Consider the following 13,801-nt stretch of genomic DNA (forward strand, 5'->3'; position numbering starts at 1 on the left):
TATGTAGTGTTATGTAAAGTAAAAATCCTCAAAGAAAAAATAAATATACTTTGAAGTCAACTTGTCTTATTGAACTATCCTGCCCCGTTAGTTGAACAAGGTTTATTCGTAATACCCTTCATTTTAACATGACTTTCTGATTATTTTAAATAGTATTCAAAGATTCAGCACTTACGACACCTAAAGAGAATAAAAAAAAGACGGTCTATTGACAGTCCTGTTTAATAAGTTATCCCTTTATTAGAAAACACTTGTATATCATATTGTGCTAAATCTACTTTAGATAATTTTTTTTGTAAGTATGATTCAACTTTAGGTATATCATTTTTATCGTAAACATCTATCCGAATTACGAATCTCGTTTTATCAACTTCATCAATTACACCTTCTTCACCAACTTGGATACTTTGCACTTCATATCTGTCCATTGCAGACACAACAACGTTCTCTGCACTATATGACTCTTTTTGTGAATACCAAAATAGTGCAGATCCTATAACAAAACACGTTAAAAAGAAAATTACTGGCTTTCTTTTCAAACTCATTTTTCCACCTCCGTTTTTGTTCGATTATCTTTTTCCTTATTATACCATAATTGCGGCGACACCACTAGCACCACCACACCACGGATAGATGGAAAGGCAGACAGCTAGACAGTAAGGCGATGACAGCCCACCAAACCAACAGCAGCAGCGAGAGAGAACGCGAGATCCGCGAGGCTGAGATTGTCACAACCCAACACATATGACGGTCAAACAAGAACCCACTACCTACGCGGTTCCAGTACTATCTAAAGTCTATGTCTAATGTAGGGGGGGCCAATGCTACGGATTCGACGATTAACGATTAACCACTACCATTAGATTAGTAATCACTGTCATAGTCGGAATGGATACCCACCGAGGTACCTTGTCTGGGGGGTGGCTGTCTCCTGTACTTTTTGCATACATAGTAAATTTGAGAACCTCGTCGGGGGATTAATACTACATAAACACCACAAACAGCATACCTACAGTCAATATAGGAACGACTTCTCGATGTCCTACCCATCTAACCGCTAAATAGAAGGAAGGGTATACTTTCAATTTCAATATTCAATAGCAGCCATTAAAAAAATAATTTTTTCGGTGGGGAAATCCAAACCTTTTTTGGGAATGCTCACTTCAGTTGTAGAGGTTATCGAAATTATGTTACGAAAACGGTGGAATAATTTCCATTATCATACCGTTATTCTTCGTTTACCCCCTCGTTATACTCACCAATTCATTTTCCAGTTCACTTTTGGATTCATTTTCGATATGCCACCTAATAGTGGAAACATTGAGTCCCAGCTGCAATGCAATAAATAAGATACTTACATTCTTTTCTTACGCCCCCCTATACTCTACATGTTTGGTATATATATCTTTTGACCTTATTTACTTGACTTTATCCTTGACGCTTTTCACACTAGACGATTGCTTGCAAGTTGGGAGAGGAAGACAGATTTTAATCCCGTAGAAAATTTAGGGACTCAATACGCAATAAAAAAGCTACCTTGTAAAGGCAGCCGATATTTAAACTAAAATACCCGTTAGTTTATGTAGATTAAGGTGAAGGGATTGCAGTAGTTGAGAAATACATCAATAGTGAAACAAGCATTAAAGCCAGGATAAGTAAAAAGATACGTTTCATCAACTTCACCTCCCTCAAAAAGGAATGTTTCCATTTGTGAACATTAATCTGTCCCGTTAGTTTAACAAGTAATTGGATTAATTCCACGAGATCAAACTGTAAATACAGCGAACAGAACGTTGGACGATTGTGATTTATATTAAAAGAGTTACTGGGTTAATTGAATTACAGAATTTCGGAATCGAGTTAATCCGGAATTTGAATTTCTCGTTTTCTAGTGGAATCTTGTTCAAAATGAAAAACGGAATGCGGAATTCGGGATTTTGATTTTTGAAGAAAAAATGTATATGGGTTCTGGGAAACGTAATGTGAAATAGTGTATTTGATACTAAAGTGTGTTCGGAGTTCTTCGAATAGCGAGTTAATAGTAATTATGGAAAATTGGGGAAAATTTTATTTTTTTGTGCTAATATGGAAAAGAATATCCTTCATTTTACATTTTATAAGTTTATTCAAATAAAAAAAAGGCGTGATTCGAATGAAAAAAAGTAAAAATTATTTAGTTTTAGTTCTGTGTTTTGTATTATCATTTAGCACTATTTTTACCATGAGTAGGTCTGTTGAAGCTGAAGAATACTCGGCAGATGAGTTTATTGAATTATTTTTGTCTGGTGAAGTGAATAATGAGGTTTTAGAACTAGAACCATTTGAAATTGAATTGATAAATGAAGCTATAAAAGTTCATGAGAGAAATGGAAAATCTGAGATTAAAATGTTTGCAGCAGCAGTAGGAATCGGCAATTTTGTTACTAATATAACAATTATAGGTGTAGGGACGGTTGCAATTTATACTGGTGGCGTTATGATAGGAAATATTATAGCGAGTACGGGAAGTGCACTTTTTAATACAGTAAAATCTGTTGTTTCTCCATATATTACTGGGGCTACTATTCCAAAATCATTGAGGAAAGATGGTAACACTGTTGATTTAGGGCAATTTAAAGATAAACATCTTAATACTCCTTTGAATAAGAATTCCGGTGAATTTTTCAATGGAAAATGGAGTGTCGATAAAGATACAGGAGGACATGGAGGGAGGAAGTGGAAAATAAAGAAAAACGGAGACAGAAAAGCGTCCTTAGACAAGAATGGAAAAATTTTAGCTGATTAAAGGAGAGAGAGTATGAAAATTAATGAATGGACAATCGATATTTCTGAAAATCTTAAAACTTACTGGGATAAGGATAATAATCGATTAGCTGTATTGACAAAAGATGATGACGAAATTCATTTAACTCTAGAGTTTGATGAGGAAAATAATGTTGTTATTCATCCTAGGTGGAACGTGAATTTCATTTTAAATGGTGAAAAGTCTATTAAAATTACTACCAATAGCTAATCTAGTAAATTAGAGAAAAAAGTGTGGCAATTGCTACGCTTTTTTTTTTGCCTTTTCAAAAGGGGCAAGGTCTTATTTCCAAAACATCCACCATTTTTTTGTTGGGTGGATGCAATTTGTTTTTTTACTTCTTGGGTTTCTCTAAGAGCGATCAATAAATTTTTATCTCTTTCGACCTGGCGTATTTCGTGAGCTTCGAGTCGCTCCAATATTTTTTGATTAAATTCATTCTGTGATTAGTGAATTTGTTTTCACACAATTATGCTACATGCACAACAGGTTAACATAACGCGAGTTCACGGCAGTAGTTAACTCCATTACTCAATAAGAAAAAGCTGCCATGAAAGGCAGCCAATACTTGAACTAAATCACCCGTTAGTTGAAGAAGAAAAAAGAGACGCATATTAAACAATCGCGCCCGTTAGATAGAGTAAAGACTATTTCTAAAAACTTCTATAAAAATCATTGGGTAACTGGCACTTTTTCAATAGTCAACAAATGCCCTTCTTGCAATAAAAGTTGTTTTGGATCAATAATTTCGTGTAGCAGTAATTTATGTTTCTTCTGTACTCTCAGCTCCACTTTATTTGAGTTTAATAAATTAGCTACTTGCACTGTACACGCTTTATAAGGTGCGGTGTGGTTACGAATATATTGCAATAGCTCCCGCGATTCCCGTTCTTTTTCAATGCCATTATAAATTTCCAACTGAATTGGATAATCAAAACCTGGGATTACACCTGCATGTGTCTCAGTAAAGTCAACTGAACCATTGCCTAACCTCATTATTTTATCTGAGGCTAAATAATAATAATTTGTCATCTTACTACCTCTTTTCGATAAAATGGCCCGATTGTTGAACAAGAAATTGGATTCGCTACATGAGATCAATCTGCAAACCTTCGAATTGATCGCTGAACAATCTTGCATGCGCCATGCACAGCAGGTTAACATAACAGCCATTCTCGGCAGTTGTTTTCAACAGGCAACCCCTTGTCATGCCTCAGTTTCTCTCCTATAGCCCTTCCCTTTTTTATGCATCAAATTTTTATACATCGTTGAATTAACGGGCTTTCTGGTGGACGCTAGACGTGTCTAAACGAATAATTATACAAAATCCTTTCGCCATTTCCGCTGATCTTCTTCGGTTTTCTAAAAACGCTCACAGATAGTCTAGAATCATCCGTAAAAGAAGAGGTAAAGACATATACACCTATTTCCGTTTATCATTGGTCTATGAGCAACCTGTGCGTTTCCGTGGCTATATTTGATAGTCTGAGAGAGTAGGACTTGTCCTTTTTGAGGATTTATCCTCTTTTTTTCTAGTAAGATCCTTTTGTGTCTAAGTGTAATAATTCGTCTTGATTTTTTATAGAAAAAGAGAAATGCATGTTAATTAGCGAATTCTATATAATGATTTTATTTAAAGACTTAATAGACTTAGTAACCTTTAACAGACTCATGAACCTAGAGCCACAAGGTTTTGCGAGTTTAGGGTGGACCCTGCCGCAAGGGGGAAGTTTCGCTATTTGAGAAAACAGTAATATCCGAAAAAGCACATCAACGTATAAAGCTGATGTGCTTTTTCGGATAGCTTGCATTGATGTAATTGATTGTTACTCTATCTCCATTTGGTCAATGTCCTTTTTTACAACGAACCCCAAATGCCTCCCACATTGTCTATCCTCTCGATAAGAAAAACCATCTGGATCTACATACGTGCAAGTTCGATCAATCGCAATCCGCTCAGCTGGAATTCCCGCCAACTCACATTGCCTTTTCACGACGAGCTGATTATCGATGTGATATTTGTGAGTGTCGTCATTGTAATACATAAAATCATCCGCATAGCCAAGCGCTTTAAATTTTAAATAGACATCTTCATCGACTTCAAACTTTTCCTGGCTTAGCGCTGCACCAATCTGGACGTGAAAATCGCTCGGATTACAGCGTTCAACTTGTGTTAAATGTTCGAATAGTTTCGACGTGATTTCTTTGACTGTGCCTTGCCATCCAGAATGGATCACGCCGATGAGGCCGTTCACTTCATTGAAAAAAATCACGGGTACACAATCAGCAGTAAAGCTGCATAATACAAGATTGGGCTCATAGGTATACAAGGCGTCTGTGTCCGCAATGGCGGTGTCCATTCGCTCGGCACCTTGTCCTTTATCGTTGAGCGTCACGCGATAGAAATTAGCGCTGTGTGTTTGAGTGGCACAAACGAAGTCACTCAGCTCGAGTTGTAAGGAAGCGGCTAATCTTTTTCGGTTTTCAATTATATTATCGGTTTTTTTGCAGGCATGGAGCGCCATGTTGTTGTGTTCAAGTTCGGCTCCGTCTTTCATGGTCATCCCTGCTATAAATTTGTCATTGTTTACGTAAATCTTTGTTTTCATATCATCACCTAGCTTTACTATACCTTACTATCTATTCAAAAAAAATCATGGCTTTCGATAATGTTGATGAAGAAATTCATGAATTTTATGTTGCGGCTTACCGCTATATACTAGGCACTTTAAATTTATATTTAGAATTCAATAGAAACTTTAATAATCTCCTTGTACGACGAATGATTCTAGCGAAGGAGCGACAAGTGTGAGCCGAAGTAATGAGACTGACAGTGATCTTCTGGCGGGCTCATTACGGGAGGCCATCACCAAGCGACGAAGCGGTATTGGAAAATGCTCCCTAGTATTAAGCACAAAAAAACAACTTGCTTCCATTTTGTTAAGTACCGAGTATCTAGTTGCAAGAATGTGAAAATATGGTCACCCATTAAAGGATATAATTGTCCTTCAAATGGATGTCTGTTTACCTTGCGCTATCTGGTTGTTTTTAAAGGTGAATCTCAGTTAAATCACCTATATGGGTGACGAGTTCTCATTTAACTCCAAACTGTTCCAGAACCCCTACATTACCGAAAGCTTGTTTGGTATACTCAAGGTAATAAGCGAGAACCCGGAATCCGAAACGAGGGAGAAGGCAGACCAATGAATATAAAATTAAACCGAGAGTTAATTAAAGACAAGTGCGGTACAGTCTCCTTCAAAAGGGGTGAAGCTTTTTATCGGGCTAATAAAGTGACAGTTAAAAACTACGGTCCTAATGGTTGTGAAGCAACGGTTGCAGGAATGGAAGATTTCCATGTCAGCATTAAAAAGGATGAAAAAGGGGGTTTACTCACGAAGTGTAGCTGCCCTGCACTAGCTTCCTTTCAAATGGATTGTCAGCATATTGCAGCCGTTTTACTATCGATTAATGCACTTCAGCGTCAGGAAATCCCCAATAGTCTAAGTGGATTACAGTCTGATTCATTAACAAATCAAGAACTAACGGAAGGCTTACTGACACTTTTCAATGCCCAGCCTAAACGCTCAAGCGGTCATCAGCTTCACTTTGAAAACAGGCAAGTGCTTGATGTGGAATTTACGTGCAAAGCCGTTACCCTAGGAGAGGGGCGGCATATATTTGGAATAAAGGTGAGGATTGGTCCGACTAATGTGCAGAATATCAGGGACTTTCTGAAGCATGTGAAAGACGGACATACTAGCGTGCTTTCTAATTCATTCACGTTTAACCCTAATCTTCATTGCTTTCAAAAAGAAACAAATGCTTTGATCCAGCAGCTTATCCAAGTAATTCATGATGAAGATGTATATGTTGATGAATTGTTGGGGAAATCAAATTATGTCAGCGATCATCATACACTACTGATTCCTCCATCTTCTTGGGACAGGCTATTTCCCATACTTGAGAGAGTACCATCGATTAAATTGGAATATGGCGGGAATATGTATGCCGGTCTTCGTGTATCGAACGAACCACTTTCTTTACAGTTTGACTTTGCTGAAGCTGAGGGCAAAGGCTATCAACTGAAGATCAAAGGGTCGAATCAAATGGTTGTGCTGAATTCATACAGCTCTGTCTTATCTGAAGGGAAACTAATCCAGCTGAAAAGTGAGGATTGTAAACGTCTCTCGGACCTAAAGGAGTTGCTTGATGGTTCAGGAACGAATCAAATTTCGATTCCTCAAGAGCAGGTTAGTTTTTTTCTAGAAAAAGTGGTGCCTGGTTTGAAGAAACTAGGCAATGTACAACTATCGGACAGTATGTATAAGCACCTTCTTAAGACACCGCTAATTGCTAAAGTGTACTTGGATCGTGTGAAAAACCGATTGCTCGTTGGGTTGGAGTTTCATTATGAAAATATTATGATCAATCCATTGGAACCTACTGGGGATATCCCGGCAAGCTCCACTTTTGTGAGGGATATGGATAAGGAAGAAGAGATCTTGCAGTTAATAGAAAAAAGCTTGTTTTCCAAGACAGACGGCGGTTATTTTTTGCACAATGAAGAATTGGAATATGAATTTTTGTATCATGTCGTTCCGAAGCTTAAAACGTTTGCGCAAATATATGCAACTACGGCTGTGAAAAATCGGATATTTAGAGGCAAAGCTCACCCGAAGATTACTGTGAAGATGAAAAAAGAGAGAACCAATTGGCTAGAATTCAAATTTGAGCTCGATGGTATCCCTGAAAAGCATATACGTGAAGTTCTATTGGCTCTAAAAGAAAAACGGAAGTACTATCGATTGGGTAATGGATCCATACTCTCATTGGAGACGAGGGAGTTTGAAGAAATGAACCGCTTCTTGAATGCACTTCCTGAACAGCATGAAGAATTGGAAAGCGGTTTGATATTACCATTTGCTCAAGGTCTTCAGCTTCTTGATTCAGTCGATAATCGTGATGTGTTCACGTTAGAGAAATCGTTCCTGCAATTTTTGGAGAACGTCCACAATCCAGACAGTTTGGGGTTTGAAGTCCCAAAAAGTTTGGATCCAATATTACGGGACTACCAAAAAGATGGCTACAAATGGATGAAAACACTTGCTCATTACGGATTCGGCGGGATTCTTGCAGATGATATGGGGCTGGGTAAAACAGTGCAAAGCATCACGTTTATTTTATCCGAGCTTCCTAACATCCGTAAAAAGAAGTTCCCGGTTCTTATTGTCTGCCCATCATCTTTGACGTATAACTGGTTAAGTGAAATCATGAAGTTTTCTCCAGAGATTCAAGCTGTTGTGGTAGATGGTAATAAGACAGAGCGGAGCAATTTACAGAAGGATGTAATAGATATGGACGTTCTTATCACTTCCTATCCGTTGTTGCGCAGTGACATCATGTGGTACGAAAAACAGTTCTTTCATACCGTTTATTTTGATGAGGCACAGGCATTTAAAAATCCTGTGACACAAACAGCAAAAGCAGCGCGGAAGATACAGGCAGATAACCGCTTCGCCCTAACTGGTACACCGATAGAGAATTCATTAGAAGAGCTATGGTCCATTTACCGGGTTGTCTTTCCTGAATTATTTCAGGGTCTTAAGGAATTCAGTAATCTGCCAAGGAAAACGATTGCCCGGAGGATTCGTCCATTTTTGCTTCGTAGGTTGAAAAAGGATGTCCTTGCGGAGCTTCCTGAAAAAGTCGAGTGGCTGGAATCGGTGGAGTTGCTACCTGATCAGAAGAAGCTATATGCTGCCTTTTTGGCTAAGCTCAGACACGACACACTGAAACATCTCGACAAGGATACACTCCGAAAAAACCGCATCAAAATTCTCGCTGGTTTGACTCGGTTAAGACAGATTTGCTGTCACCCGGCCTTATTTGTGGATGGCTATAAAGGAAGTTCGGGGAAATTTGAACAGCTAATGCAGATTATAGAGGAATCCAAGCTGTCGGGAAGAAGGGTGTTGATTTTTTCCCAATTCACGAAAATGCTTGGACTTATAGGTAGAGAGTTAGCGAATCAAGAACTGCCTTATTTCTACCTTGATGGACAAACGCCATCAGAGAAACGCGTGGAAATTTGTAATCGATTCAATGCAGGTGAACGTGATTTATTTCTCATTTCCTTGAAAGCAGGCGGTACAGGTCTCAATCTGACGGGAGCAGATACCGTTATTCTATATGACATTTGGTGGAATCCTGCGGTTGAGGAGCAAGCAGCAGACCGTGCGCATCGTATTGGCCAGACAAATGTTGTACAAGTCATCAAGCTTGTTGCCCGCGGTACAATCGAAGAGAAAATAAATGAATTGCAAGATAAGAAAAGGCATCTGATTGAAGAAATCATCGATTCTGAGGAGAAAGCGTCGTCTACTTTAACCGAAGAAGACATTCGGGAAATATTAATGTTATAAAGCAAGTTAAGAACAGTGTGAACGCGAGGTAGCAATTAGTAATTTTTACAAGGGGAAAGTCTTCAGTGACCTTAGGATATTAAAGAAAAGTAATGGTCGCAAACCCGTTTACTACAAATTAAAAAAGGTATCTGGTTCTGAAACAATTCTAAATCGCATCAGAACTAGGTACCTTTGTTTTTACTTCCATTATCTGAAGAACATGGTCAACGGTTACTGAAAATAGTGTGGGTATAAATTCTTGTGTGTCCAAATCCATTGTTTCATCTCTATGATCATATTTTCATAACTTGGTACTTTGAATGAAAAATCCTGTCGGTTATTTATCAATGTTTTATCAGCATTGACGGAATCGCTAGGCAAAATCGTTAACTCATCCGCTTTAAAATTTGCATTGAATTGATTTAATAAATCAAACTTACTTATACTCTGATTATTTACAAGGTGATATAACCCTGTTAAATCTTCGATTGCAGCCTTTTCCATAGCTTTTGCTAAAGTCAAAGTAGTGACGCCAGTCCAGATGGCTCCTGTAAATCCATTAATGGTTCCTTGTTGTTTCATAAACCAATCAAATAAACCAATTCCATTCCTTTTCATATCCGGACCAATAATTGAATTTCTAAAGGTTAAATTTTTGTTATCATTAACTTCGCCCAGAGCTTTCGTTCGATCATAAAAAGTTTCACCATCACGAGCGCTATCTTCGGAATAGGGTCCTGATTTACCTGAGAAAACACAATCTGTACTCATATGAATTAATTTAGTGTTGGTGTTTTTTAATTTATCGGCTATAAAGTGTGGCAAGTAACTATTTAGATAGACAGCTCTTGACGGTACTAACTCACACGCTTCGTTTAAAATACCTATGCAGTTGATCACTACGTCATAGTTTTCTTTTACTAGAATTGAATTCAACAAAAAATCATCCATAATATCCCCATTTATGTTCTTGCAATAAGGAAATGCTGTTCTTGAAAAGGTAGTAACTTCATGCCCTTTCTCACTTAAAAATAATGAGATGGTGTGACCTGCCATTCCAGTTGCCCCAAGAACTAGGAATTTCATGTTATCCTCCATTCCATTTACGCAGTTCGTCTTTAACGAAATCTAGTTTTAACAACTTTTCTTTTATTTCATCTACTGAAAGGGTCTTTGTATTATTAGAGTTATATTCATCGGTTAACGTAATTTTAGGGGAACCTTCTTCGAGGTATTTCCCATAATTTAAATCTCGGTTATCAGCAGGAATTCTATAAAAATCTCCCATATCAATTGCTTTGGCTGCTTCTTCTTTCGTAAGAAGTACCTCGTAAATTTTTTCTCCGTGACGGGTACCAATGATATTAACTTCATTTTTCGCATTAAATAATTCAATCAATGCTTGTGCTAAATCTTTTATATAACAAGCGGGTGATTTTTGAACTACGATGTCGCCATTCACTGCATTTGTAAAGGCATATAACACCAATTCGACTGCTTCTTCAAGGCTCATCATAAAACGAGTCATTTTGGAATCAGTAACCGTTAACGGCTTTCCGTTCTTAATTTGTTCTATGAACAATGGTATGACTGATCCACGGGATGCCATCACGTTACCGTAGCGAGTTCCACAAATTAAGGTTTTGTCAGGAGTAACCATTCTAGATTTTGCAATGAATGTTTTCTCCATCATCGCTTTTGAAATCCCCATTGCATTGACAGGGTATGCGGCTTTATCTGTAGAGAGACAAATGATTTTTTTCACACCTGCGTTTATCGCTGCAGTTAATACATTTTCTGTTCCAAGAATATTTGTTTTTACGGCTTCTAAGGGGAAAAATTCGCAAGAGGGAACTTGTTTAAGGGCTGCTGCATGAAAAACGAAGTCTACATTGTACATAGCGTTATTTAAACTGCTACTATCACGTACATCTCCGATGAAAAATTTAATTTTGTTACTCTGATATAAAATGCGCATATCATCTTGTTTTTTTTCGTCTCTTGAAAATATCCTAATTTCCTTGATATCAGTAGTTAAGAATCTTTCTAATACAGCGTTACCAAATGAACCAGTTCCACCTGTTATTAGTAGTATTTTATCTTTAAACATATAGTTATAGGTCAACTCCTTTCATTGGAGAGGCTGTTCCAGAAATAGAACGACATTCATTTCCTTATTTCAGCCCTCTAAGATGCAAATCAGATTCGGAAGTTTCTCTAGGATAGTTATACCAATAGGCAAATAGTCCAGTATATTTACATTTGGGGTTATTATCCATTAATACTCTATTAAAATCCCAATCTCCGGCAAAATCTTTTCTCGTTGTGAACACTGCATCCCCTATAAAACTTCTTCGAATGATCTTAAATTGTCCACACCACGTATAAGCATCATCTTTACTTTTCACAAATTGTAGTCCGTGTTTCGTTAACATATTGTAGTAATAAATGTCATATTCACCGTCAACTTGTGCTAGTACATCCCGAATCGGAGGTAAATATTGATCATCGCTATCAATGATTGCTACATAATCCCCGGTTGCTTCAGCAATGCATCGATTATATGATTCACTAGCACCTCTATTTGCTTCATGCGTTATTATTTTTAATTGTGGACAAGTTTTTTCATATTCCTTTAGTAGTTCTACTGTTTTATCAGTGGAACCATCGTCGCAAACAATAATTTCATAAGCATATTCTTTCGGAATACTATCCAGCATTATCTTAATCCATTCTTCACTATTGTAAGCTGGAGTTAGAAAACTAATTTTCATTCAAAGACCTCATTCCTTTATTGATCAATTAATTAATACCAAGGTAGTAGAAAGCATGCATCATCTACCGTTAAATTTTCCAATTAGCGCAATTCGTAACAAGTTATTGTTGATACCTTGTTAAAAAGAAATCTCATACCTTATGCTTATCAAAAATACGTCTGTCCTCGATTAATATATGCGTGTGATTATTTAAACTTTAGGCCGATGCGTTTTCTGTAGGTAGAAATCGATTATGTATGAGGATGAGTAGCTGAGTTAATAACGTTTTAAGTAAAAATATCCAAAACAAATCCCCCAAGTCAGATGCTCATCTGACTTGGGGGATTTATGTTAGATGCGATAAGTAGAATTCAGTGCATCAGTTAACAGTTCTCTAGGGGGAAACTGACAGGCACTGTTTTCAACGCTTTCTTTTGTTTTTCTTACCATCTAAATTTAAAAATTCGCTTTCACGTGCAAACTCAACATCGTCTTTCGGCTTTGTATCGTATTTGAGGGCATTCCGCTGTTTACCTTTGTCTTTGTTTTTGTTTTTATTTTCTTCCGACATGACTTGAACCTCCTTTTGTAGAATGATTTCATCCTAGCTATTGTGTCCAAGGTGCAGAGTTCTATGTAGGAGAATGCAAAATAGGTACCATTCCTTTTTGCACGAATTGCTTGGGTGATACGATAGACTATCAGAAACTCTATTGGTATTTCCTGTAATTGTATTGATTTCTTTCATTTTTCTCAGTTTCTCTACTATACTAATCATAGGCGTCATGAATGCTAAGAGACAGCATAGTAAAGGGGAATGAGTAAGATTCGAATCAAATGGAAGAGGCTACTTGTTCTTTTTGCTACAGTTTTCTTGCTGATCCAAATCATCGGCAGTTTCTTTTTTTATGAGCTAGCAGTCAAGCGGGGACCGAAAGATTTCTTGCAGAAGAATGCAGATTTGGAAGTATCCGATAAGGCAATGAACCTCTTTTTGAATGGAGATTGGATAGGTTGGGTCGCGGATCAAAATTTTGAACGACTCACTTTAACGTCACGCGACGGACTGAAACTGTCAGGTTACTATTTGCCGGCATCCAAGCCAACGGATAAATTGGTCATTTTAACGCATGGCTATTTAGGAAACGCGAAGCAAATGGGGCTATTCGGACAGCATTATCATAACGATTTGGATTATAATATTTTCATGCCTGATGCACGAGGGCATGGAAAGAGCGAGGGTAATTATTATGGATTTGGCTGGCCAGATCGGCTCGATTTGATTGATTGGACACAACTATTGGTGGAGAAACTTGGAACTGATATTAAAGTGGTCTACCATGGTTTATCGATGGGGGCGGCGACCGTCTTGATGGCTAGTGGAGAAGAAGAACTTCCTAGCCAGGTCAAAGCCATCATAGCGGACAGTCCCTATGCGTCCGTCTATCAATTATTCCAGTATCAAATGAATCGGATGTTTCATCTGCCGGCATTTCCATTGTTAGATAGCACCAGTGTGTTAACCAAAATCAGGGCAGGTTATTCATTCAGGGAAGCGAGTGCACTGAAAGAGGTGGAGAAGACGAGTGTCCCGATTCTGTATATTCATGGGGAAAGCGATACATTTGTTCCAACAGAGTTGACAAAGGATTTGTATCGACATACTTCAAGTGACGCAGAACTCTATCTTGTCCCGAATGCAAACCACGGTGAATCCATTGCGTTGGACGAAGACAAATACAATATGAAAATAGATCAGTTTCTTAACCGTTATATTGAATTTAAATAGGTGCCACTGGTTCTAAAACAATTTGAGTTGTTTTCAGAACCGGGCA

Annotated in this window: 12 protein-coding genes; 4 read left to right on the forward strand and 8 right to left on the reverse strand. The window is 37.7% G+C overall.

Features of this window, described 5'->3' with window-relative positions; translation table 11 throughout:
- Positions 1-221: 221 nt before the first annotated feature.
- Positions 222-545 (reverse strand): hypothetical protein, encoded by a 324-nt coding sequence (locus MKX62_RS08520; protein ID WP_340741223.1) that lies wholly within the window; start codon positions 543-545, stop codon positions 222-224.
- Between the two features lie 1,607 nt (positions 546-2,152).
- Here MKX62_RS08520 and MKX62_RS08525 point away from each other — a divergent pair.
- Together MKX62_RS08525 and MKX62_RS08530 are read left to right on the forward strand one after the other, a co-directional pair.
- Positions 2,153-2,785, forward strand: coding sequence for a hypothetical protein (locus tag MKX62_RS08525; RefSeq protein ID WP_340741224.1), 633 nt, complete (start codon positions 2,153-2,155; stop codon positions 2,783-2,785).
- 12 nt (positions 2,786-2,797) lie between these two features.
- Entirely contained in the window at positions 2,798-3,013 is a 216-nt protein-coding gene (locus MKX62_RS08530) for a hypothetical protein (protein ID WP_340741225.1), read from the forward strand.
- Here the strand turns inward: MKX62_RS08530 and MKX62_RS24425 are convergent.
- The 3 genes from MKX62_RS24425 to pgeF all read right to left on the reverse strand — a co-directional run bounded on the left by MKX62_RS24425 (position 3,010) and on the right by pgeF (position 5,412).
- A complete protein-coding gene (locus MKX62_RS24425; protein ID WP_445683525.1) occupies positions 3,010-3,222 on the reverse strand; it encodes a DUF3967 domain-containing protein in 213 nt (70 codons plus the stop codon). The genes MKX62_RS08530 and MKX62_RS24425 overlap by 4 nt on opposite strands.
- A gap of 253 nt (positions 3,223-3,475) precedes the next feature.
- Entirely contained in the window at positions 3,476-3,835 is a 360-nt protein-coding gene (locus tag MKX62_RS08535) for a hypothetical protein (RefSeq protein WP_340741226.1), read from the reverse strand.
- A 794-nt stretch (positions 3,836-4,629) separates the two neighbouring features.
- Entirely contained in the window at positions 4,630-5,412 is a 783-nt protein-coding gene (gene pgeF / locus MKX62_RS08540; protein WP_340741227.1) for a peptidoglycan editing factor PgeF, read from the reverse strand.
- A gap of 594 nt (positions 5,413-6,006) precedes the next feature.
- Between pgeF and MKX62_RS08545 the strand changes: the two genes are divergently transcribed.
- Complete coding sequence (locus MKX62_RS08545; RefSeq protein WP_340741228.1) at positions 6,007-9,228, forward strand: DEAD/DEAH box helicase; 3,222 nt, start codon at positions 6,007-6,009, stop codon at positions 9,226-9,228.
- 213 nt (positions 9,229-9,441) lie between these two features.
- Here MKX62_RS08545 and MKX62_RS08550 read toward each other — a convergent pair whose 3' ends face one another.
- The 4 genes from MKX62_RS08550 to MKX62_RS08565 all read right to left on the reverse strand — a co-directional run bounded on the left by MKX62_RS08550 (position 9,442) and on the right by MKX62_RS08565 (position 12,537).
- Positions 9,442-10,296 carry an SDR family oxidoreductase gene (locus MKX62_RS08550; RefSeq protein ID WP_340741229.1) on the reverse strand — a complete coding sequence of 285 codons (855 nt, stop codon included), beginning with the start codon at positions 10,294-10,296 and terminating at the stop codon, positions 9,442-9,444.
- A gap of 1 nt (position 10,297) precedes the next feature.
- Entirely contained in the window at positions 10,298-11,320 is a 1,023-nt protein-coding gene (locus tag MKX62_RS08555) for a polysaccharide biosynthesis protein (protein ID WP_340741230.1), read from the reverse strand.
- Between the two features lie 64 nt (positions 11,321-11,384).
- A complete protein-coding gene (locus tag MKX62_RS08560) occupies positions 11,385-11,984 on the reverse strand; it encodes a glycosyltransferase family 2 protein (protein WP_067204523.1) in 600 nt (199 codons plus the stop codon).
- Positions 11,985-12,387: 403 nt separating this feature from the next.
- Entirely contained in the window at positions 12,388-12,537 is a 150-nt protein-coding gene (locus tag MKX62_RS08565; RefSeq protein ID WP_187046415.1) for a hypothetical protein, read from the reverse strand.
- Between the two features lie 246 nt (positions 12,538-12,783).
- Between MKX62_RS08565 and MKX62_RS08570 the strand changes: the two genes are divergently transcribed.
- Positions 12,784-13,755, forward strand: a complete 972-nt coding sequence (locus tag MKX62_RS08570) for an alpha/beta hydrolase (protein ID WP_340741231.1) — start codon at positions 12,784-12,786, stop codon at positions 13,753-13,755.
- Positions 13,756-13,801 lie beyond the last annotated feature (46 nt).

Source organism: Sporosarcina sp. FSL K6-5500, assembly GCF_038005665.1.
Classification (GTDB): Bacteria; Bacillota; Bacilli; order Bacillales_A; family Planococcaceae; genus Sporosarcina; species Sporosarcina psychrophila.

What these genes read in the sequence shown, in the direction of transcription:
- pgeF (WP_340741227.1), bottom strand. Translation starts at nt 5,412, where the DNA reads ATGAAAACAAAGATTTACGTAAACAATGACAAATTTATAGCAGGGATG.
- MKX62_RS08525 (WP_340741224.1), top strand. Translation starts at nt 2,153, where the DNA reads ATGAAAAAAAGTAAAAATTATTTAGTTTTAGTTCTGTGTTTTGTATTA.
- MKX62_RS08555 (WP_340741230.1), bottom strand. Translation starts at nt 11,320, where the DNA reads ATGTTTAAAGATAAAATACTACTAATAACAGGTGGAACTGGTTCATTT.
- MKX62_RS08530 (WP_340741225.1), top strand. Translation starts at nt 2,798, where the DNA reads ATGAAAATTAATGAATGGACAATCGATATTTCTGAAAATCTTAAAACT.
- MKX62_RS08565 (WP_187046415.1), bottom strand. Translation starts at nt 12,537, where the DNA reads ATGTCGGAAGAAAATAAAAACAAAAACAAAGACAAAGGTAAACAGCGG.
- MKX62_RS08545 (WP_340741228.1), top strand. Translation starts at nt 6,007, where the DNA reads ATGAATATAAAATTAAACCGAGAGTTAATTAAAGACAAGTGCGGTACA.
- MKX62_RS08520 (WP_340741223.1), bottom strand. Translation starts at nt 545, where the DNA reads ATGAGTTTGAAAAGAAAGCCAGTAATTTTCTTTTTAACGTGTTTTGTT.
- MKX62_RS08570 (WP_340741231.1), top strand. Translation starts at nt 12,784, where the DNA reads ATGAGTAAGATTCGAATCAAATGGAAGAGGCTACTTGTTCTTTTTGCT.
- MKX62_RS08535 (WP_340741226.1), bottom strand. Translation starts at nt 3,835, where the DNA reads ATGACAAATTATTATTATTTAGCCTCAGATAAAATAATGAGGTTAGGC.
- MKX62_RS08550 (WP_340741229.1), bottom strand. Translation starts at nt 10,296, where the DNA reads ATGAAATTCCTAGTTCTTGGGGCAACTGGAATGGCAGGTCACACCATC.
- MKX62_RS08560 (WP_067204523.1), bottom strand. Translation starts at nt 11,984, where the DNA reads ATGAAAATTAGTTTTCTAACTCCAGCTTACAATAGTGAAGAATGGATT.